At 52.4% G+C, this 22,311-nt stretch carries 22 protein-coding genes; 8 read left to right on the forward strand and 14 right to left on the reverse strand.

Going from position 1 to position 22,311, the window contains the following annotated elements:
• Window positions 1-40 precede the first annotated feature (40 nt).
• The 9 genes from CHU32_RS09020 to CHU32_RS09060 form a co-directional block, all read right to left on the reverse strand.
• A complete protein-coding gene (locus CHU32_RS09020) occupies window positions 41-520 on the reverse strand; it encodes a YbjO family protein (RefSeq protein WP_425444885.1) in 480 nt (159 codons plus the stop codon).
• 71 nt (window positions 521-591) lie between these two features.
• Entirely contained in the window at window positions 592-1,437 is an 846-nt protein-coding gene (gene potI / locus CHU32_RS09025) for a putrescine ABC transporter permease PotI (protein WP_103675457.1), read from the reverse strand.
• Window positions 1,434-2,387 (reverse strand): putrescine ABC transporter permease PotH, encoded by a 954-nt coding sequence (potH, locus tag CHU32_RS09030; RefSeq protein WP_103675458.1) that lies wholly within the window; start codon window positions 2,385-2,387, stop codon window positions 1,434-1,436. The genes potI and potH overlap by 4 nt, the downstream gene beginning before the upstream one ends.
• A gap of 9 nt (window positions 2,388-2,396) precedes the next feature.
• The gene (gene potG / locus CHU32_RS09035) at window positions 2,397-3,530 is read right to left on the reverse strand and encodes a putrescine ABC transporter ATP-binding subunit PotG (RefSeq protein WP_176691955.1); all 1,134 of its coding nucleotides are present in this window, start codon (window positions 3,528-3,530) and stop codon (window positions 2,397-2,399) included.
• A gap of 100 nt (window positions 3,531-3,630) precedes the next feature.
• Entirely contained in the window at window positions 3,631-4,743 is a 1,113-nt protein-coding gene (gene potF / locus CHU32_RS09040; RefSeq protein WP_103675460.1) for a spermidine/putrescine ABC transporter substrate-binding protein PotF, read from the reverse strand.
• 346 nt (window positions 4,744-5,089) lie between these two features.
• Window positions 5,090-5,569, reverse strand: a complete 480-nt coding sequence (locus CHU32_RS09045) for a type III secretion system chaperone family protein (protein ID WP_103675576.1) — start codon at window positions 5,567-5,569, stop codon at window positions 5,090-5,092.
• Between the two features lie 87 nt (window positions 5,570-5,656).
• Window positions 5,657-6,559 carry a 30S ribosomal protein S6--L-glutamate ligase gene (gene rimK, locus CHU32_RS09050; protein ID WP_103675461.1) on the reverse strand — a complete coding sequence of 301 codons (903 nt, stop codon included), beginning with the start codon at window positions 6,557-6,559 and terminating at the stop codon, window positions 5,657-5,659.
• Window positions 6,560-6,608: 49 nt separating this feature from the next.
• Window positions 6,609-7,331 carry an oxygen-insensitive NADPH nitroreductase gene (gene nfsA / locus CHU32_RS09055; RefSeq protein WP_103675462.1) on the reverse strand — a complete coding sequence of 241 codons (723 nt, stop codon included), beginning with the start codon at window positions 7,329-7,331 and terminating at the stop codon, window positions 6,609-6,611.
• Window positions 7,332-7,445: 114 nt separating this feature from the next.
• Window positions 7,446-7,814, reverse strand: a complete 369-nt coding sequence (locus CHU32_RS09060; protein ID WP_103675463.1) for an inner membrane protein YbjM — start codon at window positions 7,812-7,814, stop codon at window positions 7,446-7,448.
• Between the two features lie 277 nt (window positions 7,815-8,091).
• On the opposite strand from CHU32_RS09060, the gene CHU32_RS09065 reads away from it, so the two are divergent.
• Window positions 8,092-9,777 carry an aspartate:alanine antiporter gene (locus tag CHU32_RS09065; protein ID WP_103675464.1) on the forward strand — a complete coding sequence of 562 codons (1,686 nt, stop codon included), beginning with the start codon at window positions 8,092-8,094 and terminating at the stop codon, window positions 9,775-9,777.
• A 167-nt stretch (window positions 9,778-9,944) separates the two neighbouring features.
• Here CHU32_RS09065 and CHU32_RS09070 read toward each other — a convergent pair whose 3' ends face one another.
• The gene (locus CHU32_RS09070; protein WP_103675465.1) at window positions 9,945-10,490 is read right to left on the reverse strand and encodes a TetR/AcrR family transcriptional regulator; all 546 of its coding nucleotides are present in this window, start codon (window positions 10,488-10,490) and stop codon (window positions 9,945-9,947) included.
• Window positions 10,491-10,579: 89 nt separating this feature from the next.
• Here CHU32_RS09070 and CHU32_RS09075 point away from each other — a divergent pair, with 89 nt between their 5' ends.
• Both CHU32_RS09075 and CHU32_RS09080 read left to right on the forward strand, forming a co-directional pair.
• Complete coding sequence (locus CHU32_RS09075) at window positions 10,580-11,773, forward strand: MFS transporter (protein WP_103675466.1); 1,194 nt, start codon at window positions 10,580-10,582, stop codon at window positions 11,771-11,773.
• Entirely contained in the window at window positions 11,773-12,585 is an 813-nt protein-coding gene (locus CHU32_RS09080; protein ID WP_103675577.1) for a Cof-type HAD-IIB family hydrolase, read from the forward strand. The genes CHU32_RS09075 and CHU32_RS09080 overlap by 1 nt, the downstream gene beginning before the upstream one ends.
• 63 nt (window positions 12,586-12,648) lie before the next feature.
• On the opposite strand, the gene CHU32_RS09085 is transcribed toward CHU32_RS09080, so the two are convergent.
• Window positions 12,649-13,875 (reverse strand): MFS transporter, encoded by a 1,227-nt coding sequence (locus tag CHU32_RS09085; protein WP_103675467.1) that lies wholly within the window; start codon window positions 13,873-13,875, stop codon window positions 12,649-12,651.
• A 280-nt stretch (window positions 13,876-14,155) separates the two neighbouring features.
• Here CHU32_RS09085 and ybjG point away from each other — a divergent pair, with 280 nt between their 5' ends.
• On the forward strand, window positions 14,156-14,764 hold the full coding sequence (ybjG, locus tag CHU32_RS09090) for an undecaprenyl-diphosphate phosphatase (protein ID WP_103675578.1): 609 nt from the start codon (window positions 14,156-14,158) through the stop codon (window positions 14,762-14,764).
• A gap of 53 nt (window positions 14,765-14,817) precedes the next feature.
• Complete coding sequence (gene deoR, locus CHU32_RS09095) at window positions 14,818-15,576, forward strand: DNA-binding transcriptional repressor DeoR (protein WP_103675468.1); 759 nt, start codon at window positions 14,818-14,820, stop codon at window positions 15,574-15,576.
• A gap of 1 nt (window position 15,577) precedes the next feature.
• Here the strand turns inward: deoR and dacC are convergent, their stop codons facing one another.
• The gene (dacC, locus tag CHU32_RS09100) at window positions 15,578-16,780 is read right to left on the reverse strand and encodes a serine-type D-Ala-D-Ala carboxypeptidase (protein ID WP_103675579.1); all 1,203 of its coding nucleotides are present in this window, start codon (window positions 16,778-16,780) and stop codon (window positions 15,578-15,580) included.
• Between the two features lie 243 nt (window positions 16,781-17,023).
• Here dacC and CHU32_RS09105 point away from each other — a divergent pair, with 243 nt between their 5' ends.
• From CHU32_RS09105 to CHU32_RS09115, 3 genes are all read left to right on the forward strand, one after another.
• Entirely contained in the window at window positions 17,024-17,650 is a 627-nt protein-coding gene (locus CHU32_RS09105) for a glutathione S-transferase family protein (RefSeq protein ID WP_103675469.1), read from the forward strand.
• 132 nt (window positions 17,651-17,782) lie between these two features.
• Window positions 17,783-18,871 carry a glycoside hydrolase 5 family protein gene (locus CHU32_RS09110; RefSeq protein ID WP_103675470.1) on the forward strand — a complete coding sequence of 363 codons (1,089 nt, stop codon included), beginning with the start codon at window positions 17,783-17,785 and terminating at the stop codon, window positions 18,869-18,871.
• 1 nt (window position 18,872) lies between these two features.
• Window positions 18,873-20,162: an ABC transporter substrate-binding protein gene (locus CHU32_RS09115; RefSeq protein WP_103675471.1), complete on the forward strand. Its 1,290-nt coding sequence runs from the start codon at window positions 18,873-18,875 to the stop codon at window positions 20,160-20,162.
• Between the two features lie 15 nt (window positions 20,163-20,177).
• On the opposite strand, the gene CHU32_RS09120 is transcribed toward CHU32_RS09115, so the two are convergent.
• Both CHU32_RS09120 and CHU32_RS09125 read right to left on the reverse strand, forming a co-directional pair.
• Window positions 20,178-21,290: a PQQ-dependent sugar dehydrogenase gene (locus tag CHU32_RS09120; protein WP_103675472.1), complete on the reverse strand. Its 1,113-nt coding sequence runs from the start codon at window positions 21,288-21,290 to the stop codon at window positions 20,178-20,180.
• A gap of 107 nt (window positions 21,291-21,397) precedes the next feature.
• A complete protein-coding gene (locus tag CHU32_RS09125) occupies window positions 21,398-21,781 on the reverse strand; it encodes a biofilm formation regulator BssR (RefSeq protein WP_103675473.1) in 384 nt (127 codons plus the stop codon).
• Window positions 21,782-22,311: the final 530 nt, after the last annotated feature.

Raw genomic sequence — 22,311 nt, forward strand, 5'->3', positions numbered from 1 at the left:
TAAAACCTTCTGAATTTCAGGGGCGGCGATTGTACCACTGTTATTGCAGACGGAAAAAGCGACGGCTGGGAGAGGGAATAAAAAGCAGCAGCAGCACCATAATATCCGGCAGTTTCTGCATGACCAGAGAGTGAAAGATTTCCCGTCGATTCTCGCCAGCAATACTAAATAACTCCGGATAGCCGTAACCCAGCGAGGCGGCCCATAAATAGCCAAATGCTGATATCTGCGCGAACAGGTAAAGCCAGCGCGCCCAACTTCTGCCCTTCACCACCGAAAAAGCACAGAGAATATCGACAAACAGTAAAACCAGGCTTGCCAGAAAAACCAGCGTCAGGCTCCAGGTCTGAGCGCTACGAAATATCAATTCCTGAAGCCCTTTCCAGCCCAGCAGATTAAACAACATCAGCAGATCAACGCAGCGGATAAGGATGATCGCAATCGCCGCCACCTGCACTAACGCAGGGACGTTCAGACGAGCGCCGGAGCGACGAGTTTTAGTGAAAAATCCCAATGTGATCGCCTTCCATGAAAAACGGTGCCACTAAACAGGCGGCACCGATTGCACATTCTGTAACGATTTTAGGCGCATCATCCGCGTCTTGCACGCTGGATATCCTTCGTTCGCTGCTTTTCTGCGCGCGCCATCAAACACCAGGCGATAAATCCGACAATTCCGACCACACCCAGGATCAGCGTTGCCAGAGCGTTAATCTCTGGATTGACCCCCATGCGCACGCTGGAGAATACCAGCATCGGCAAGGTGGTGGCTCCCGGGCCGGAAACAAAGCTGGCAATCACCAGATCGTCGAGCGATAGCGTGAATGCCAGCAGCCAGCCAGATACTACCGCAGGCATAATCATTGGCAACGTAATCACAAAGAAAACCTTTAACGGCGCTGCTCCCAGATCCATCGCCGCCTCTTCAATCGAGCGATCCAACTCGCGCAGACGGGATGAAATGACCACCGCGACATAGGCCGTACAAAAGGTGACGTGCGCCAGCCAGATAGTGAGCATACCGCGATCCGCAGGCCAGCCGATCGCATGCGCCAGTGCAACAAACAGCAGCAGCAGCGACAAACCAGTAATCACATCAGGCATCACCAGCGGCGCGGTGATCATAAAAGCGAAACCGTTGGAGCCGCGAAAGCGTCCAAAGCGTACCATCACTACCGCCGCAAGAGTGCCAAGGATCGCCGCCATGGTCGCCGCACAGGCCGCGATGGTTAAACTCAGGCCGACCGCGCTCATCATCGCCTCATCGCGGAACAGCTCACCATACCAGCGCGTGGACCAGCCCGCCCACACCGTTACCAGTTTTGAGCTGTTAAAAGAGTAAATCACCAGCATCAGCATTGGGGCATAGAGAAACGTAAACCCGATGATCAAAATGAGAATGCGCCACGGTGAACGTACTACCGGCAGGTTATTCATCCGTTCTCCCCCACGGTTTTTTGCTGATGCTTGTGGAACCACATGATGGGCACAATCAGCAATAACAACATCACAATGGCCACGGCGGAGGCGACCGGCCAGTCGCGGTTATTAAAGAACTCCTGCCACAGGACGCGGCCAATCATAATGCTGTCAGGGCCGCCGAGCAGTTCCGGGATCACGAACTCTCCTACGGCCGGAATAAACACCAGCATAGAACCGGCGATAATACCGCCTTTGGTTAGCGGTACAATCACGCTGAAAAAGGTTTTCATTGGTCGCGCGCCCAGATCCAGCGCCGCTTCCACCAGCGAATAATCTATACGCGTCAGGGCGGTGTAAATCGGTAGCACCATAAACGGCAGGTAGGCGTACACAATACCAATATAGACCGCCAGATTGGTATGCAGGATGGTCAGGGGCTGATCGATAACCCCGAGCCACAGTAAAACGTTATTGAGTATGCCGTTATTTTTGAGGATGCCCATCCACGCATAGACGCGAATTAAAAACGACGTCCACGATGGCAGCAGTACCAGCAGCAGCAAAATATTACGCGTGGAAGGCTTACTGTGCGCCACCGCCCAGGCCATCGGATAGCCCAATGCCAGGCAACATAACGTTGAGATGGCGGCCACCTGTAACGACTGTAGATAGGCTTCAACATAGAGCGGATCGTCGGTCAGTTGCAGGAAGTTGCCGAGATTCAGGGTGACTGACAACTGCCCGTCCGCCCATTCCATCAGGTCGGTATACGGCGGAATAGCCCGCGCCATCTCCGCAAGGCTGATTTTAAAGACAATCAAAAACGGCAGCAAAAACAGCAGTGCCAGCCAGATATAGGGCAGTGCAATCACCAGTTTACGGCCGTGCTTCATCTGCATTTTTGCCAGCCAGTGCGCGGCACCACCAGGTTGATGAGCGCGAGCCGGGGGTTCTAATGTACTCATTGCCGCTCCTTATACCGTCAGTACCACACAGCTATCCGCATCCCAGCACAGACGCACTTCGTCGCCCCAGGTCGGCGTGCCGTTACGGTAGCGATGCTCGTTCTGTAACTGCGCGCTGAGCATCTGTCCGCTTTTCAGCCGCACATGGTAAATCGACAAGTCGCCCAGATAGGCAATGTGCACTACCTCACCTACCGCAAAGTTAAAACCATCTGCCGGAATCTCATCGCAAAGTGTGATTTTTTCCGGACGCAGCGCGATGTAAACCGGCACGTTATCGACAACGGAAGCATCCGGATCGACTTTCAATGGATGGACCAGCCCCGGCGATTCGATCACCAGGCCATCCTCCTCACGTGATTTCAGCAGACCTTCAAACACATTTACTGAACCAATAAATTCGGCGCTGTAGCGAGTGGTGGGATGCTCGTAAATCTCCTCCGGTTCGCCAATCTGGGCAAATTTGCCCCGGTTCATAATCGCAATGCGTCCGGCCATGGTCATCGCCTCTTCCTGGTCGTGAGTAACCATCACGCAGGTGGCACCGACGCGCTCCAGAATATCGACCACCTCAAGCTGCATCCGGTCGCGCAGTTTTTTATCCAGCGCGCCCATGGGTTCATCCAGTAACAGCAGCTTGGGACGTTTTGCCAGACTGCGGGCCAGCGCCACACGTTGGCGCTGACCGCCAGATAACTGGTGCGGCTTGCGTTTGGCGAACTCCTGCATGTGCACCAGCGCCAGCATCTCTGCAACACGGGCCGTGATTTCACTTTTCGGCAGCTTGTCTTGTTTCAGGCCAAAAGCAATGTTCTGCTCAACAGTCATATGCGGGAAAAGCGCATAAGACTGGAACATCATATTAATTGGGCGCTGGTACGGCGGGACATGGGCCAGGTCCACACCATCAAGCACAATCTGGCCGGCCGTCGGCTGTTCAAATCCCGCCAGCATGCGCAATAGCGTGGATTTCCCACAGCCGGACGCGCCAAGCAGCGCAAAAATTTCGCCTTTATAAATAGTCAGGCTGACATCATCTACGGCGTGCTGGCCGTCGAAGGATTTGGTCAGGTTGCGGATTTCCAGCAGCGGTGTCAGTGCCTTACGGGTTTTCGCCTGCGGGCGGAGGATCGCGTCATTCACTCGGGTGCTCTCCGGCATATAACATAAAATGGTGCAACTGCATCAGAATGGTGCATCTTGCCCGACAAATACTGTCGCCGGGCAAGACGTTCTGCTGCTGTTATTTACCGCTCTTCACTTTTGTCCAGGCGCGGGTTCTCACGCGATCAATTTTGGGTTCCTGAACGTTCAGAGTAAACATTTTGGCACGTACGTCATCCGGCGGATAAATGCCGGGGTTATTGCGCACTTCGGCGCTCACCAGAGAGGTGGCCGCTTTGTTGGCGCTGGCGTAATAAATATGGTCCGAGACATGGGCAATAACGTCAGGGCGCATCAGATAATTAAGGAATTGATACGCTTCATCTTTGTTTTTGGCATCTGCTGGCATCGCAAAAACATCAAAAAACGCCAGCGCACCTTCTTTCGGAATGGAATACGCGATATTCACGCCATTCTTCGCTTCTTTAGCGCGATTCGCGGCCTGCAGCACATCGCCTGCCCAGCCGATAGCCACACACGTGTCGCCATTTGCCAGATCGTTAATGTACTGGGAGGAATGGAAGTAACGGATATTTGGCCGCAGTTTCAGCAGCAGATCGGTCGCAGGACCGGTATAATCATCGGCTTTAGTGCTGTTGGGGTCTTTACCGAGATAATTCAGCACGGTAGCAAAAATCTCTTCCGGCGCGTCGAGGAACGAAACGCCACAGCTCTTAAGCTTCGCCAGATTTTCCGGTTTCATCACCAGATCCCAGCTGTTTACTGGCGCATCGCTGCCGAGCGCAGCTTTCACTTTGTCCACGTTGTAGCCGATGCCAGTGGTCGCCCACATATAGGGCATCGCGTATTTATTCTCGGGATCGTGCTTCGCCACCAGTTTCAGAAGTTCCGGGTCGAGGTTCTTCCAGTTAGATAACTTGCTTTTATCCAGCGGCTGAAATACGCCCGCCGAGAGCTGACGTTCAAGGAAACTGGCCGATGGCACGACCAGGTCGAAACCAGTGCTGCCCGCCATCAGTTTACCTTCCAGCACTTCATTGGAATCGAATACGTCATACACCACTTTGATGCCAGTTTCTTTTTCGAAGTTGGCTACCGTATCCGGCGCAATATAGTCAGACCAGTTGTAGACATGGAGTGTTTTTTGTTCAGCTGCGAGCGTGCCAGCAGAGACGGCCATTAGCGCACCCGTAACCAGACCTGTTAACCATTTTTTACTTAAGGCGGTCATATCTCTTTTCCTTCTCAGCGTTCGTTAATAAACGAACAAAAATGTATGCATTACAGGATATGCAAGATTCATGCATATTTTCTCGGCCTACGCAGAATAGTTGAGAAGGCTCGCCCTGGAGCATTGCTCGCTATTTTAAGCCCGGCAAGAATAACTTTAGCCAGAGTGCGAGGCTATAGCCCAGATTAAAAAACGCCGTTTATCAATTTTTTATGCAGTTTTTGTCTATGGGATAAGGCAAAACTCGGGAAAGCGAGGTGAATAATTCTTTAAAAAGAGGTTAAAGGCAGAATAAAAACAGGCAATACGCCGCGGCTCTGGCGGCGACTGCACTACTGTAAGAGGATTAGTGAAGAGAATGGTACTGGATATCGTCTTTCGCCGTTTCTTCCTCTTCTGCGGTGAAGAGGAGCTGGTTTGCGCCCGCTTCAAGGATCACCATCGAGATCTGCTCTTCGCTATGGCTGAGAAACCATGCGAACTGCGCTTTTGTCACCCCGACCGCAGCCGGCAATGAGTAACACACCACCAGCTTGGGCAGATTATCATCCTGAATATCCAGGAATGCTTTTACCGTCAGCGAGCTGGCATTAATGGCTGACAAATCGCAGGCCAGCGGCAACAGCGCGGAGGGCTTCACTTCAGCCAGCGCGGAGAACAGAATGATATTGTCGAGAATATCGATCTTGGCGTCAAAAATACCGTCGAAATTCTGCATATGCGGGAGGTGCAACGCCTGGCAGGTATCACACTCGAAAAAGCTTATTCCCAGTTCGTCGAGCCATTGACGTAACGTATCCAGACCCGGAACGACGAGTGCATCCATAGTGCGTACAACCTCATGAAATAAAATATCAGCGCCATAGCTTACGCAAAAAGCACTGCGCATGCCATGCTACACGGTGAAAATGCGTTATCCGCCCATTTTCAGACTGTATTCCGGAGTAGCCTGGCACTCGATCCACTGGATCATGCGGCCAGCAATGTCGATGCCCGTCGTCTTTTCTATGCCTTCAAGACCAGGGGACGCATTCACCTCCATGACCAGCGGGCCACGGGTGGCGCGCAGGATATCCACGCCGGCGACATCAAGCCCCAGAGTCTGGGCAGCCGTGGTGGCGATCTGCCGCTCACGCTCGCTGATGGTCGCAATTTTTGCCACACCGCCCCGGTGCAGATTAGAGCGAAAATCTCCGTCTTTTGCACAACGCTCAATGGCTGCCACCACTTTATTACCGACCACCAGGCAGCGAACATCCCGCCCTTTCGCTTCCGCGATGTATTCCTGCACCAGAATGTGTGCGTTCAGACCACGAAAAGCATCAATAACGCTTTCTGCTGCCTGGCGCGTTTCTGCCAGCACCACGCCGATCCCCTGAGTCCCTTCCACCAGTTTCACCACCAGCGGCGCACCTCCCACCATCTCGATTAAATCGCTGGTGTCATCAGGGGAATGGGCCATACCGGTCAACGGAAGGTCGATGCCTTTACGCGCCAGCAGTTGCATAGAGCGCAGCTTGTCACGCGCTCGGGCAATCGCGACCGACTCATTAAGCGGATAGCTGCCTAACAACTCGAACTGTCGCAGTGCCGCTGTGCCGTAAAACGTGATGGCGGACCCGATGCGCGGGATCACCGCGTCAAAATGCGGTAACCGACGGCCTTTGTAGTGAATAGAAGAGACCGACGGATTAATATTCATATAGCAGGAGAGCGGATCGAGAATATCAACCGTATGGCCGCGCTGCATGGCGGCCTCACGCAGACGTTTGCAGGAGTAGAGCGTTCCGTCCCGGGACAAAATGGCAATTTTCACCCTTTACCTCTCTGAGAAGACCTGAAAACCCGCCTTATGATACCGCTTCTTAGCGGGTTGCCCATCCCTGTTTATGCAAATAGTCAAGGATGAAAGGACGACTTTCTTTAACGATGGTACGGCGAATATGATCGCTCCAGGTATCACGGCGCGTGTTGCTGCCGCGGTGTAAATAGTAATTTGCCAGTTCCTCATCGTACTGTGCCAGTACTGATTCATCCAGCGGCTGATAGTGGTTTTCGTGAACCAGCATCGCTTCGGGCATGCGAGGTTTGACATCCGGGTCGTCCGCAGGCCAGCCAAGGCACAGCCCAAACAGCGGAAGCACGTATTTTGGCAGTTGCAGCAGTTCGGTCACCGCCTCAATACTGTTACGGATGCCGCCGATATACACCCCACCCAGCCCCAGCGACTCAGCGGCCGTCATGGCGTTTTGCCCCAGCATCGCGGTATCGACCGCGCCCAATAACAGCTGTTCGGCAAGCCCGAGCTGCGCATCCGGGCAGATTTGCAGATTACGGTTGAAATCGGCACAGAATACCCAGAACTCGGCGGCGTCAGCGACATGGCGTTGGCCACCGGTCAGCGTCACCAGCGATTCCCGCATCTGGCGGTCAGTCACCCGCACAATCGAGCTGCACTGCAAGAAGCTGGAACTGGAGGCCGACTGGGCGCTGGCGATGATAGCGTGACGCTGTTCGTCAGTGATAAGGCGATCGGTGAAATGGCGAATTGAGCGATGGCTACGCAGAAGATCGATAGTCGGCGTCATTACATTTTCCTGTCTGGCGTTAGTGAAATAATCACTCCCTCTCATAGCTACAGGCGGGGAGCGATACCAGTATAGGGTATAACTTCCCGTCATTTACTCGCCAGCAAAAGACCGTTACCTGTCTTTACTTTCCAGAAGTGAGCTAATAAATAAAAAGCACAGCGCTCCCAACGCACACCAGAATACCGCACTCAACAGCCACGCCAGCTCCTGCCAGAGCGAACGCTGAGATGTAAAAAACAGATGCATTACGGCCAGGCATAACGGAGCCGCCAGCATCGCCCCCAGCAGCGGGCGTAACACGCGCTGACGAGATGACATAAAACTGGCCACTGCGCCTGGCAGGATAAAAAACAATAACCCCAGTTCCGGGGTACCCGCGTCGCGAAACGCACCGTGCATTTTCATTGCCAGACTAAGACACACAACAATAAAAAGTAAAAAGCAGCAGATAACGCCGGCCCAACCCCGTTCAGACTTCAAAGGTTCCTCCTGACTCTTTCTCTATCAAACCGACTTTTAGCCTCTGTTGGCACCTGGTCAGATAAAGCATTACGGCATCCCCTGCCAAAAAAAGCGCCCACGCGAGCACGTACGATTCTTACTAGCCGTTACATTCAGGAACGATTAAACTAACGGCCTGTTTCAACGTAATAAACAACGCGGGTTACTTTTACTGGTCTTATGAATCCGCGTTAAAACAGTAGCCCAAAACACTTTTTCTTTCAACAAGTTACTCGTAAACAAGAAGTTAGCTTTCGTGAATATAAACGTCGCAGAATTGTTAAATGGGAATTACATCCTGTTATTATTTGTTGTCCTGGCACTGGGCCTGTGCCTGGGTAAATTACGCTTGGGTTCGGTACAACTCGGTAATTCCATTGGCGTTTTAGTCGTCTCATTATTACTGGGACAACAGCACTTCAGTATTAACACAGACGCCTTAAATCTCGGCTTTATGTTGTTTATTTTTTGTGTTGGTGTGGAAGCTGGGCCAAATTTTTTCTCCATTTTTTTTCGCGACGGGAAAAATTACTTAATGCTGGCGTTAGTAATGGTCGGTAGCGCTATGCTCATTGCCCTGGGGTTAGGCAAGCTGTTTGGCTGGGATATCGGCCTGACGGCCGGTATGCTGGCTGGCTCAATGACCTCTACTCCGGTGCTGGTTGGTGCGGGGGACACCCTTCGCCATTCGGGCATGCAAGGAGGGCAACTGTCGCAGGCGCTCGACAACCTGAGCCTTGGCTACGCGCTGACCTATTTAATTGGTCTGGTCAGCCTGATTTTTGGCGCACGCTATCTGCCCAAACTACAGCATCAGGATTTACAGACCAGCGCCCAGCAAATTGCCCGTGAACGTGGCCTTGATGCTGATGTAAACCGTAAAGTGTATCTGCCGGTGATCCGTGCTTATCGCGTCGGGCCTGAACTGGTTGAATGGGCTGATGGAAAAAATCTGCGCGAGCTGGGGATTTATCGTCAGACGGGCTGCTACATTGAGCGCATTCGTCGTAACGGTATTCTTGCAAACCCGGACGGCGACGCGGTACTGCAAATGGGCGATGAGATAGCGCTGGTTGGTTATCCGGATGCCCACGCCCGGCTCGATCCCAGCTTCCGTAACGGGAAGGAAGTATTTGACCGCGATCTGCTGGACATGCGCATCGTAACCGAAGAGATTGTTGTCAAAAACCATAATGCGGTAGGCCGCCGGCTGGCGCAGTTAAAACTCACGGATCACGGCTGTTTTTTGAACCGGGTGATCCGCAGCCAGATTGAAATGCCAATTGATGATAACGTGGTGTTGAATAAAGGCGATGTTTTACAGGTGAGCGGCGACGCCCGGCGCGTAAAAACCATCGCTGACCGCATCGGCTTTATTTCGATTCACAGTCAGGTAACCGATCTGCTGGCTTTCTGTGCTTTCTTCATTGTCGGTCTGATGATCGGTATGATCACGTTCCAGTTCAGCTCGTTCAGTTTTGGCGTAGGTAATGCCGCAGGCTTGTTGTTTGCCGGCATCATGCTCGGTTTTCTGCGTGCCAACCATCCGACCTTTGGCTATATACCGCAGGGCGCGCTGACAATGGTGAAAGAATTTGGTCTGATGGTGTTTATGGCAGGCGTAGGCCTTAGCGCCGGGAGCGGCATTGGTCATGGTCTCGGCGCAGTCGGCGGACAAATGCTGATTGCCGGGCTAATTGTCAGCCTCGTCCCGGTGGTAATTTGCTTTTTATTTGGCGCTTACGTACTGCGTATGAATCGCGCACTGCTGTTTGGTGCCATGATGGGCGCACGTACCTGCGCTCCTGCCATGGAAATTATCAGTGATACCGCACGCAGTAATATTCCGGCGCTGGGTTATGCGGGCACCTATGCTATCGCTAACGTACTGCTCACGCTGGCAGGAACCCTGATTATCATCATCTGGCCGGGCATAGGATAAAACTGAAGTTTGCACAATAACGAAAATTTTTTGCAACCGCACAGAACTTTTCGTTTGGGCGCTAGTCATAATTAGTGCCACTGCTTTTCTTTGATGTCCCCAATTTGTGGAGCCCATCAACCCCGCCGTTTTGGTTCAAGGTTGATGGGTTTTTTATTGCCCATAATTCATTCGCTACCCGCAATCCGTGCCACCATGCAGCGTATTTCGTTACGCGTCAGCGGCTGGCGGTCAATCACAACGTGTAACGTCATCCCTTCAATAAAAGCGTCCAGCGCCCGGGCTGTCACTGGCTCAAACCACTGCTCCAGCGTTTGCTGGCTGCGACGCATCCAGTTCTGCATGATTCCTTTCAGCGCCGGTTTTTTACTCATATAGGCATATAACTGATACATCAGCTCCATGTTTCTGACGGTTGTGACCTGGGCGCTGAAGATCAGTTCCGTAATTGCTTCTATTGCCTGCTCACGGTTTTGCACCTGCTGAAAAAAAGCCAGATACTGAACGGACATCTGTTCAGTAAAAACGCTGAATGCTTCCTCCAGCAAAGCATCTATCCCGGCAAAATAATAAGTTAACGATCCTAATGGAACACCCGCGCAATGGGCAATTTTTCGATGCGTAACCGTGCTGATGCCGTGAGTCGCGATAGTCGTAAGCGTCGCCTGAATAATTTTCTCCCGACGCTGCGGATCGTTGGGCGGACGAGCCATTAAAATCCCTCGCAATCAGTTTATGTACAAATGTACACGGAGTTGCTAGTGTTGTCTGCGGTAATGTTTAGTGCATAGGGAAAATAGCCATGACGCCTCGCAAGGCCCTGCAATTACGTACCTGGGCCCTTTTTATGTTTTTCTTCATCCCCGGTTTATTGATGGCCTCCTGGGCAACGCGAACGCCCGCCATCCGCGATATTCTCTCCGTCTCCACCGCCGAAATGGGCGCGGTGCTGTTCGGACTTTCGATTGGCTCAATGAGCGGTATTCTCTCTTCCGCCTGGCTGGTTAAACGTTTTGGCACGCGTAAGGTCATACGCGCAACGATGTCCTGTGCAGTACTGGGCATGCTGGTGCTGAGCGTAGCGCTATCACTCTCCTCAGCACTGTGCTTTGCGTTTGGGCTGGCGATTTTTGGTGGCAGCTTTGGTGCAGCCGAAGTCGCGATTAACGTCGAAGGGGCGGCCGTTGAGCAAGAAATGAATAAAACCGTGCTGCCAATGATGCACGGCTTTTACAGCTTCGGTACGCTGACTGGTGCCGGCGTGGGGATGGCGCTAACCGCAATCGGCGTATCGGCAACGTTTCATATTCTGGCCGCCGCGCTGTTTGCCATTCTGCCTATTATGATAGCCATCAAGGCGATTCCTGATGGCACGGGGAAAAATAGTGCCGATAAGGCAGCCTCAGGAGAGAAAGGGCTGCCCTTTTATCGCGATATCCAGCTTCTGCTGATTGGTCTCATTGTGCTGGCGATGGCCTTTGCGGAAGGTTCTGCCAATGACTGGCTACCGCTGTTAATGGTAGACGGACACGGCTTCAGCCCGACCTCCGGCTCGCTGGTGTATGCCGGGTTCACCCTGGGTATGACGGTCGGACGCTTTACCGGCGGCTGGTTTATCGACCGTTACAGTCGGGTAATGGTGGTGCGTTCCAGCGCGCTGATGGGCGCACTGGGAATCGCGCTGATTATCTTCGTTGACAACGCCTGGGTGGCCGGCGTCTCGGTGCTCCTGTGGGGTCTGGGTGCCTCGCTGGGCTTTCCACTGACGATTTCCGCCGCCAGCGATACCGGGCCAGACGCGCCGACGCGGGTAAGCGTTGTGGCCATTACCGCATACCTGGCATTTCTGGTCGGCCCACCGCTGCTCGGTTTCCTCGGCGAGCATTATGGCCTGCGCAGCGCGATGTTAGTGGTGCTGAGTATGGTGCTGATTGCCGCCACGGTGGCCAGAGCGGTCGCTAAACCTTCACCGACCCCTGCTATGGAGAGTCAATGATGAGCATCAAACTTATCGCCGTCGATATGGATGGCACCTTTCTCAGCGATGCCAAAATTTATAATCGCGAGCGTTTTCTGGCCCAGTATCAACGGATGAAACAACAGGGCATTCGCTTTGTGGTGGCCAGCGGCAACCAGTACTATCAGCTCATCTCCTTTTTTCCGGAAATCGCCCATGAAATTGCTTTTGTTGCTGAAAACGGCGGCTGGGTGGTGGATGCCCAGGAAGACGTTTTCAACTGCAGCCTGTCGAAAGCGCACTTTAAGGCGGTAGTTGAACATCTGCAAACACTGACCGATATTGAAATCATCGCCTGCGGGAAAAGCAGCGCCTATACGCTCAAACAGTACGATGAGGCGTTTAAAGCGATTGCCGCCCGCTATTATCACCGTCTGGAGGAAGTGGATAATTTTGATAATCTTGACGACACCTTCCTTAAGTTTGGCCTGAATGTTCCGGACACCTTAGTGCCACAGATGCAGCAGCTTCTGCATACCGCGCTCGGCGATATGATGACTGCCGTCACCACCGGGCACGGCAGCATTGATTTGATCATTCCCGGCGTGCATAAAGCGAACGGTCTGCGGATATTGCAGGCGCGCTGGGGCATTGATGATAGCGACGTCGTTGCCTTTGGTGACAGCGGCAATGACATTGAGATGTTGCGTCAGGCGGGGTTTAGCTTTGCCATGTCCAACGCCTCCGAGGTGGTCAAAGCCGTCGCCCGGTTTGAGGCTCCGCTGAACAATGATGAAGGCGTATTAGGCATTATTGATAAAGTACTTAATCGCGAAGCGCCATTTAACTAACTCGCCTGACTGCCGGGTAAGCGCCCCTTACCCGGCACAATGACCACCTTTAACGGCGGGCGATTACTGTGAATTGCCTGTTTTTTTGTTTCTCAGAAAAAACATGATCAACCCACCGTACAGCGCACCGCTCGCCAGGTTAAACAGGCTGAATAGCCCGTTACCGCCCAGCAGATAAGCATGTTTACTCAGCTCAATACCGGTGGTGAAAATCAGCATTTGCAGCATGCCCATCGCCGCTGAGACCGTGCCTTTGCTGACCTCGCTGGCAAACAGCGTCAGGCGTACCAGCCCGGCATTAGCCAGCCCAATGCCAAAAGCGTAAAGGCTTAATCCCAGGGTCATCCATAGATAAGCGTGTGAAGAGATCACCGTCGCCACAGCGGACACCAGTAGCCCGCCAATAATCGGCCAGCTACCGGTAATGATGAGTGAGCGCACGGTACGCCGCGAGGTAAGCCGTGCCAGCACTAAATTGCCCATAATCAGGGCGCTAAAAATGGGAATTTGCAGAATGCCGTATTCATAGCTGCTGGCATGTTCGCCGCTAATAATAATGATCGGTGACTGCGCAATCCAGGCCAGCAGCGGCAGGCTGACGAACCCTGTCGCCAGCGCGCCCGCCACAAAGAGCGGATTTTTTAGCACCAGCTTATAATCATGGCCCAACTCACGTAGCGACAATTTTTCACCGAGGCGGGTGGCAGTTTCGGGCATCGCACGCTGCAAACCAAAAAACGCAATCGCCGAGAGCAATGCGAAGAGGACAAACATCGTTTCCCACGGCGCAATATGAACCCACGCCGCTCCCGCAAGTGGACCGAAAAGAGGCGCAATCAACGCTACATTTGCCATCAGCGCAGTGATCTTAATACATACCGCTTCTTCATAGGATTCCTGAATTGCGGCGTACCCCACCGCGCCAATAAAGCACAGGCTGATGCCCTGCAAAAAGCGCAGCACGGTAAATTGTTCAATATTTTGCGCCAGCAACGTCGCCATGCAGGTCACGATAAACCATACCACCCCGGTCAGCATCACCGGACGGCGACCGAGACGGTCAGAGAGCGGTCCCAGAAGCCACTGAATAAACATTCCTCCTGCCATATAGGCAGTCATTGAGGTGGGTACCCACTCAATACCCGCCTGATACTCCTCAACCACCGCCAGCATGCCCGGCTGGATCATGTCGTTGCCGATGTAGGTAGAAAATTCGTAAAGCACCAGACACAGCGGAAACAGCAATGCCTGACGACCCAGGCGTTTGCCGGAAGATAAACGATTTTGCATGAAATCTCTTAATGACGGAAACGCACCTTTGATAACCAGGTGCGAAAAAAGCGAGAAAGGATTATAGCCTGCAAAGCAGACCCGTGAGAATCCCGCGCTGTTTAAGGTTCGCTTAATCTTGCAGGATTACAGTAGAAAACACTGCCACATTACTGAAATTTTTTTGTCAGAAATCCGTAACAGGACAGCCGATTAAGACAAAACCGCTTTACCGCTTCGCGAGGGACTTTTAAGGTTATCCCCGCGCTGGAATTGCCACTTTTTCTCGAGTATGGAATGTATGCTGGAAAATATTAATTACGCTCTGTTTTATATTATTAATGCCACTGCGGACTCTCCGCAATGGAGTCTGACTCTGGCCCGCATGGTTGCCGACGATCTGATAAAACTCGTTCCGCTAATGGCCGTTGCCCTCTGGCTATGGGGGCCACACGGACAAGTTTGCGCCCAGCGCAAGCTGGTGATTAAAGTAACCCTGGCAATGGCCTTCAGCCTGACGATTTCCTGGTTTATCGGTATGCTTTTCCCGCATGAGCGTCCATTTACCGCCGGGGTTGGCTATAACTTTTTGATGCATAAGGCCAATAATGCTTTTCCCAGCAATCACGGCACCATTGCCTTTACCTTCGCGCTGGCATTCTTATTCTGGCATCGCCTGTGGTCGGGTGCTGTTCTGCTGATCATGGCCTGTGCCATTGCCTGGTCACGCGTTTATCTTGGGGTTCACTGGCCGCTGGATATGGTGGGTGGGTTGTTGGCTGCCATGACCGGTTGCCTGGCCGCACAGATGCTCTGGCTCTTCGCCGGTAATAGACTTTATCAACGCTTACAGCAACTCTATCGCCTGTGCTTCTCAATGCCGATTCGCAAAGGGTGGGTACGTGACTAGCCGCCCGTAGGCAGGTAATATTACAGACTTATAACAAGACCTGCCGGGGAATTATGGAAACGCGACGCGACGAACGGATTGGCAAACTGATCCATGCACTCAAACGCAGCGACAAACTGCATCTGAAAGAGGCGGCCGCGCTGCTTGACGTATCAGAGATGACGGTGCGTCGCGATCTTAACAGTCACGGCGGACCGGTAGTGCTGCTTGGCGGTTATGTCGTGCTTGAGCCACGCGGGGCCAGTCATTACCTGATTAGCGATCAGGAAACGCGACTGGTCGAAGAAAAACGTAAGGCGGCGCATCTGGCGGCCACATTGCTCAAAGCGCACCAGATGGCGTTTTTTGATTGCGGGACCACGACGCCGTGGATTATCGAAGCCATCAGCCGCGACCTGCCCTTCACCGGCGTATGCTACTCGCTTAACACATTTCTCGCTCTTCAGGAAAAGCCGCTGTGCCGGGTGATCCTTTGTGGCGGTGAGTTTCACGCCAGCAACGCCATCTTCAAGCCATTAACCCTCCAGGAGACGCTGGGCCATCTCAGCCCGGACATCGCCTTTTATTCTGCCGCCGGCGTCGATCCTCAGCATGGGGCGACCTGTTTTAACCTTGATGAGCTACCGGTCAAGCAGTGGGCAATGCGTCATGCGCGCTATCATGTGCTGGTGGTCGATCACAGTAAATTTGGTAAAGTGCGTCCGGCGCGGATGGGCGAACTCACCTGCTTTGACGCCATCATCAGCGACCGTCGTCCCGATGATGCGCTGACTGCGCTGGCAAAAGCGCAGTCAATCGATCTGCTTTACTGAATCAGGAGAACCAGCCGCCAAACCACTCATGGAATTTCATGAGGACGTAATCCCACATGCGGCTGAAGAATCCGCCCTCTTCTACCGCTTCCATCACGATAAGCGGACGCTGCTCAATGGTTTTATTGTTAAGCTGAAAATCAATGGTTCCCACCACCTGCCCCTTCGCCAGCGGTGCGGTAAGCTGCGGCTGATTCAGGTTATAGCTGGCTTTCAGATTTTTAAGCTGACCGCGCGGAATGGTCACTGACCCCGCCTCACCCGCGCCCAGTTTCACTTCACTGGTATCACCGAACCAGACCCGCTGATTGACAAACGCGGCGTTGGGTTTGATCGGGGTGACGGTTTCATAAAAGCGGAAGCCCCAGCTCAGCAGCTTTTCCGACTCATTGAAACGAATACGGTCGGTTTTGGTGCCGAGCACCACTGAAATCAGGCGCATATCGCCCTGGGTGGCGGAGGCGACCAGATTATAACCTGCACCCGCCGTCGTCCCGGTTTTCACCCCGTCGGCATTGAGGCTGGTACTCCACAGCAGCCGGTTACGGTTTGGCTGGCGGATTTTGTTGAAGGTATATTCTTTTTCTTTATGGATGGCGTACTCATCCGGCACGTCGTGGATCATCGCCTTGGTCAGTAGCGCCATATCACGCGCGGTACTGAACTGCCCCGGCGCATCCAGACCATGAACCGTTTTGAAAGTCGTATTGGTCAGTCCCAGCTTCTGCGCGTAGTTATTCATCAAACTAATGAATGAATCCTGACTGCCCGCCACGTGATCGGCTATTGCAATACTGGCATCATTACCCGACTGAATAATGACGCCTTTGTTCAGATCCTCAACCGAGACCTGATCGCCGGGTTTCAGGAACATCAGCGACGATCCACGCAGCGCCGGGTTACCGGTCGCCCAGGCATCTTTACCAATCGTCACCATATCAGTGAGCTTGATCTTACCTGCCTTGAGCGCCTGACCGGTCACATAGCTGGTCATTATTTTCGTTAAGCTTGCCGGATCGAGCTGCTGATCGGCGTTGCTCTCAGCAAGCACTTTACCACTGGCGTAATCCATTAATATCCACGCGCGCGCATCAAGCGCAGGCGCAGAAGGAAGTTGTTCTGCAGCCAGGAGCGCGGGGGAAACAACAAGTAACAGAGTCGAGCCAGCCATAAGGCCGCGAAGAGAAAAAGCGGAACGCGTCATAAATGCCACCCAAATGTCCTTTTAAAATCACACCAACATAACATGCTGTTACACCTGCCAGGGAGTAACTTACCGATTTTTTCAAGCATACACCGAGCGAGTCAGGTTTAGAAAGCTTACGCAATCTCACCTGCTCATGCAGAGGCGAGTACGATTTTTTTGATCCCGGTTGTCTGAAAGTTTACTTTATTTCAACATCAGTCATAACAAACTCCATTCACACCCACTTGAAGGCAGGTATTTATGATTACGCTATGGGGCAGAAATAATTCAACAAACGTAAAAAAAGTGCGCCTGACCCTGGAGGAGCTGGAGCTTCCCTACCAGCAAATCCTTGCCGGGCTTGAGTATGGTATTAACCATGACGCCGACTACCTGGCGATGAATCCTAATGGTCTCGTTCCGCTGTTACGCGATGATGAAACGGGCCTGATCTTGTGGGAGTCGAACAGTATTGTTCGTTATCTCGCCGCCCAATACGGGCAAAACCGGCTGTGGCTTGACTCACCCGCTGAGCGTGCGCAGGGTGACAAATGGATGGATTGGGCTAACGGCACGCTTTCTCCGGCACACAGGGTTATCCTGATGGGACTGGTGAGAACGCCAGTGGAAAAACGCGATCATCAGGCCATTAATGAAGGTATTAAAACCTGCGAAGCGCTGTTTACTTTACTTGATGAAACGCTGGCAACCCAGCCGTGGCTTTCAGGCCAGCAGTTTGGTCTCGGGGATATTGCCGTCGGACCCTTTGTTTATAACCTGTTTAACGCCGTTGACCCGTGGCAGTCTCACCCCCATCTTGAGCGCTGGTATCAGCAACTGGCGGAGCGCCAGGCCTGGCGAGACGTGGTCATGATCCCCGTCACCTGATCTTCCGGGTGTGCAGACAGACGCTGTACACCGCTCTTTTTGTGAACACCCTTACAGTTTTTGTTGTTAATGATTGCACTCGCGCTTCGTTTAATAAAAATTAGCTAATGTTATTACCTAAAGGGATTAGCTATGCATATTCAGTGGAATGAAGCGCAGGCGCAGGAATGGTACCAGCATACTGGCTGGGCCTGCGGTTTTAACTATTTGCCACAAACCGCCGTTAACTGGACGGAGATGTGGCAAGCCGATACCTTCGATCCTCACACTATTGACCTGGAGCTGGGCTGGGCCAGTCATTACGGCTATTACGCGCTACGTACGAACCTGCCTTTTATCGTCTGGGAACACGATCGCGACGGTCTTCTGGCACGCATTGACGCCTTTTTATCCATTGCCGCACATCATCATATTAACGTCATGCTGACCTTAATGGATGACTGCGGTTTCTCCGGTGATGAACCTTTCATTGGACCACAAAAGCCTCCGCGACCGGGTGTTCATAACAGCCAGGCGGCAGCCAGCCCGGGGCGTAAACGGGTTATGGATACTTCCCGATGGCCAGATATAGAAGCCTACGTGCGCGATATTATTGGCCATTTTGCTACGGATAAGCGAATTGCCATCTGGGATTTATACAACGAGCCGGGTAATCGGGGCGTCAACGTTTCTGCAACAGACTCCATGGAAATTGGTGAGGCGCTGGAAGAGTATGCCCTGACGCTGATGACCTCCGCTTTTCGCTGGGCACGTGATGTCGGCCCAAGCCAGCCACTGACCGTCGGCGCGTGGCATATCGATCACGATCAATACGGCACCCTCGGTCATCCTATCGATGTTGCGGCGCTGGCGTTATCGGATGTCATTAGCTACCACAATTACAACACCGCTGCGCGACAGCTAGAGGTGCTGGCTATGCTGGCACAGCGCCGCCGCCCGGTATTATGCACTGAATGGCTTGCCCGCCATGTTGATTGTCATTTCAGCGAGCAGCTTCCATTGTTCAGCGCGTTTGAAACCGGCTGTTATCAATGGGGGCTGGTGCAGGGAAAAACGCAAACCTGGATACCCTGGCCGGGTATTAATAAAGCCCATCCCGACCCGCAATCGTTATGGTTTCACGATGTTCTGACGCCGGAAGGAACCCCCTGGTGCGAGCAGGAGATGCGCTACGTCAAGCAGCTGACCGATTTTCATAAATTGCGTTACGGAGAAAAATAACATGAAAAAAATCTTACCCTTACTTCTCGCTTGCTGCTGTGGCGCAAGCCTGATTGCCCCTGCCTGGAGTGCGGATAAAGTCGAGCTGCGTTTCTCATGGTGGGGCGGTAAAGTGCGTAATATGGCGACCCTTGAGGCGCTGAAAGCGTTTGAAGCAAAATATCCGGATATATCAGTCAAAGCGGAATATACCGGCTGGGATGGTTATTACTCACGCCTGACCACGCAAATTAATAGCGGAACAGAAGCAGACGTGATCCAGACTAACTGGAACTGGCTAACAATCTTGTCGAAAAAAGGCGATGGCTTTTACGATCTTAATCTGGTCAAAGATACATTGGATCTCGGCCAGTTTTCACCACAATCGCTCTCGACGACGACGGTAAATAATAAAGTCAACGCGATTCCCCTTTCTACCAACGTCATGCTGTTTTTTTATAACGCTGAAACCTGGAAAAAAGCTGGCGTCGCGTACCCGCAAAACTGGGATCAGCTTATGCAGGCGGGGTTACAGTTTAAAGAAAAACTGGGCGATAACTACTTCCCGTTAATTCTTGGCGAACAGGATGGTCTGTTATTGCTGCGTTCTTATATGTACCAGAAGTACCAGAAACCGATACTCGATGAGAAGGCTCGTAAACTGGCCTGGACCCATGAAGAGTGGGTTGAAGCCTTTACCTTCTATAAAAAGCTCGTCGATAACCATGTTATTCCTGACGCTAAATACATGGCTTCGTTTGGCAAAGGGGTTAACTATGAAATGAAGCCCTGGATTAACGGCGAGTGGGCCGGGCTGTACAGCTGGAATGCGCTGTACCCTGCGGAGTCACAAAACCTCAAGACGCCGTCCAATCTGGTTGTAGGCCCTTACCCCATGCTGCCAGGCGCTAAGGATGCGGGACAATTCCAGAAAACGGCGCTGATGTACTCCATTGGCCGTACAACAAAGCATCCTAAAGAAGCCGCAATGCTGCTGAATTTTTTGGTCAACGATCCCGCAGGGGTTATACCAGCCGGGCTTGAGCGCGGTGCGCCGTTGAGCAAAGTGGCCGATAAGGCCCTGCGCGATAAAGGCATTCTTTCCGATAGCGATCCGGTGATAAGCGGATTGCTACAGTCCTTTGACCTGCCCAATGCCTCCAAAGCCTCGCCTTACCTGGAAGACGTCCAGTTCCTGGCGCAGTTCACCGCAGCGCGGGAAAAAATCGACTATGGTAAAGCGTCTGTTGAAGAAGCCGTTACCGAGTTTGAATCGCAATCAAACCGCATCCTGCGGCGCGTAATGCGCTAATCCGTTTGCCCCGTTTTAACCGGCGGGGCTAACTTTCCATAGTTCGCCTTCTGACTCGTCAGTCAGCACATACAGATAGCCGTCCGGACCAACACGAACGTCGCGAATTCGCTGCTTTTTATCGCCCAGAATGCGGCCATCTTCAGTCACTTTATTGCCGTTAACACTCATCATAATGATATCCTGATCCTTTAGCGCACCAATAAAGACTTTATTTTTCCACTGCGGGAAAGTGTCAGCGTTATAAAATGCCATGCCGCTGATGGCAGGTGATTTTTTCCAGTAATATACCGGCTGCTCAGTTCCCGCCACAATTTCTCCTTTAGCCTCCGGAATCGCTAAGCCGCTATAGTTAATCCCCCACGTTGCCAGCGGCCAGCCGTAGTTTTTGCCTTTTTCGGGAATATTGATTTCGTCACCGCCGCGCGGACCATGCTCATTTAGCCACAGCGCGTTGCTCCACGGGTTCATCGCCATGCCCTGTGGATTACGGATTCCGTAAGACCAGATTTCCGGTCGTGCCCCCTGGCGGTTGACAAACGGATTGTCGTCGGGAATTTTGCCCTGCTCGGTCAGACGGACCACCTTTCCCTGAAGCTTATCGAGATCCTGTGCGGTAGGACGCTGATTATTTTCTCCAAGCGCGATATAGAGATAACCTTTGCCATCAAAGACCAGACGGCCACCGAAGTGGTTACCAGTAGAGAGTTTTGGCATCTGACGGAAGACCACCTGGAAGCCCTCCAGCCGGGTCAGATCGTCATTCAGACGGCCATAGCCCACCACCGTTCCTGCTTTGCCATCCTGCCCCGCCTCTGCATAGCTCAGCCAGACGCGGCGGGAACTGGCAAAATCGGGGGCCAGTACCACATCCAGCAGGCCTCCCTGTCCGTTAGCCCACACCCGGGGCACGCCGGTAATCGGATCGGAGAGTCCTTTACCCTGCTGCCAGTGGAGAAGTTGGCCTCCCCGCTGGGTGATCAACATACCACTATCGCCGGGCAAAAACGCCATCGACCAGGGATGATCCAGCTTATTCTGTAAAACCTCCACCTTTAGCGCTTCGGCATACAGCGGAGAGACAAAGAATAGCGAACTGAAAACGGAGAGGGTCGCAAGTCGTCGCATGGCAGGCTCCTTATGGGCGTTATCAGATAAGGTTAGCCAGCAGGCCCGGTGATGCGGGTATATTTACAAAAACTTAATGAAAACGGGGGAGCAGCCTCCCCCGGGGGTCAAGCCTGCGTCAAAGGCGCTGTGTTGCGCAGGCATTGAATGCTGTGGGTTAAGGTTGCCAGGCAACCGCTCAGCTTATGGGTATCAACAGTCACGTACTGGGGGCTATCATGATGACCGCTCATCAGGCACACGGCGGCTTTGGCGATGGATTCCCCGGCGTGACGCAGCGCCTCAAATTCCTGGGGGGCACAATTCCTCTTTAGCTGCGGCGCGTTCTGCCGCAGTTCAGCACAAAGCGTAAACAGGCTATCGCGTAAAGCATGGCTTTCGCTCACAGTCATATAGCCTTTTGCCTTGCGAAGTTGCAGATAAGTATCGATCTCAATACGAGCATCAATAAGCTTATCCAGCAGGCTGTGATGGAGTCTGTCGAACGACATGCTTTTTCCTCCTTTTTCAGCTACGGGCATGGTATAGTATGTGCCTATTTTTTGTACATGATCGTGCGCCAGGTCAATAAACCAGAATACAAAACATTTTTTACTCCGAGTAATAACGACTCTTTGAAAAATGGAAAGTAGAGAGGAGAAACACTCACGTCTTGTGCGTTAGCACAAAGTAAAAAAAGATCCTCGGCAACTGATTATCTGACCACAATCAGGAAACGTTAAGCTATAAAATCTTCCTGTTTTAGATATTAAGTTATTTAACGTGGTATATTCTCAATCAAATATAATGGTATTTAACTTAAATTTGTCTTGTCAGAAAAACGATAACAGTATCGCGGTTTTAATTATAAAGTGAGGTTACGACTATTTCGCCCCCACAACATTGTCAAGCGCAAACCACCCATCTATTTTAGTAGGTGTTATTTCCTGATGGCATATACCTTATCCGCTACTGTCACTTTTATAGCTATAACCTGTTTCAAAGAGCATATGCCAGTAATTTTCACTTGCTGTTTTTCTGT

It is taken from the genome of Superficieibacter electus, assembly GCF_002915575.1.
Taxonomy (GTDB): domain Bacteria; phylum Pseudomonadota; class Gammaproteobacteria; order Enterobacterales; family Enterobacteriaceae; genus Superficieibacter; species Superficieibacter electus.

Coding starts and splice junctions, on each gene's coding strand:
- potI (WP_103675457.1), bottom strand. CDS start 1,437: ATGAATAACCTGCCGGTAGTACGTTCACCGTGGCGCATTCTCATTTTG.
- potH (WP_103675458.1), bottom strand. CDS start 2,387: ATGAGTACATTAGAACCCCCGGCTCGCGCTCATCAACCTGGTGGTGCC.
- potF (WP_103675460.1), bottom strand. CDS start 4,743: ATGACCGCCTTAAGTAAAAAATGGTTAACAGGTCTGGTTACGGGTGCG.
- CHU32_RS09045 (WP_103675576.1), bottom strand. CDS start 5,569: ATGGATGCACTCGTCGTTCCGGGTCTGGATACGTTACGTCAATGGCTC.
- nfsA (WP_103675462.1), bottom strand. CDS start 7,331: ATGACGCCGACTATCGATCTTCTGCGTAGCCATCGCTCAATTCGCCAT.
- CHU32_RS09070 (WP_103675465.1), bottom strand. CDS start 10,490: ATGGCTCGTCCGCCCAACGATCCGCAGCGTCGGGAGAAAATTATTCAG.
- CHU32_RS09075 (WP_103675466.1), top strand. CDS start 10,580: ATGACGCCTCGCAAGGCCCTGCAATTACGTACCTGGGCCCTTTTTATG.
- CHU32_RS09080 (WP_103675577.1), top strand. CDS start 11,773: ATGAGCATCAAACTTATCGCCGTCGATATGGATGGCACCTTTCTCAGC.
- CHU32_RS09085 (WP_103675467.1), bottom strand. CDS start 13,875: ATGCAAAATCGTTTATCTTCCGGCAAACGCCTGGGTCGTCAGGCATTG.
- ybjG (WP_103675578.1), top strand. CDS start 14,156: ATGCTGGAAAATATTAATTACGCTCTGTTTTATATTATTAATGCCACT.
- deoR (WP_103675468.1), top strand. CDS start 14,818: ATGGAAACGCGACGCGACGAACGGATTGGCAAACTGATCCATGCACTC.
- dacC (WP_103675579.1), bottom strand. CDS start 16,780: ATGACGCGTTCCGCTTTTTCTCTTCGCGGCCTTATGGCTGGCTCGACT.
- CHU32_RS09105 (WP_103675469.1), top strand. CDS start 17,024: ATGATTACGCTATGGGGCAGAAATAATTCAACAAACGTAAAAAAAGTG.
- CHU32_RS09110 (WP_103675470.1), top strand. CDS start 17,783: ATGCATATTCAGTGGAATGAAGCGCAGGCGCAGGAATGGTACCAGCAT.
- CHU32_RS09115 (WP_103675471.1), top strand. CDS start 18,873: ATGAAAAAAATCTTACCCTTACTTCTCGCTTGCTGCTGTGGCGCAAGC.
- CHU32_RS09120 (WP_103675472.1), bottom strand. CDS start 21,290: ATGCGACGACTTGCGACCCTCTCCGTTTTCAGTTCGCTATTCTTTGTC.
- CHU32_RS09125 (WP_103675473.1), bottom strand. CDS start 21,781: ATGTCGTTCGACAGACTCCATCACAGCCTGCTGGATAAGCTTATTGAT.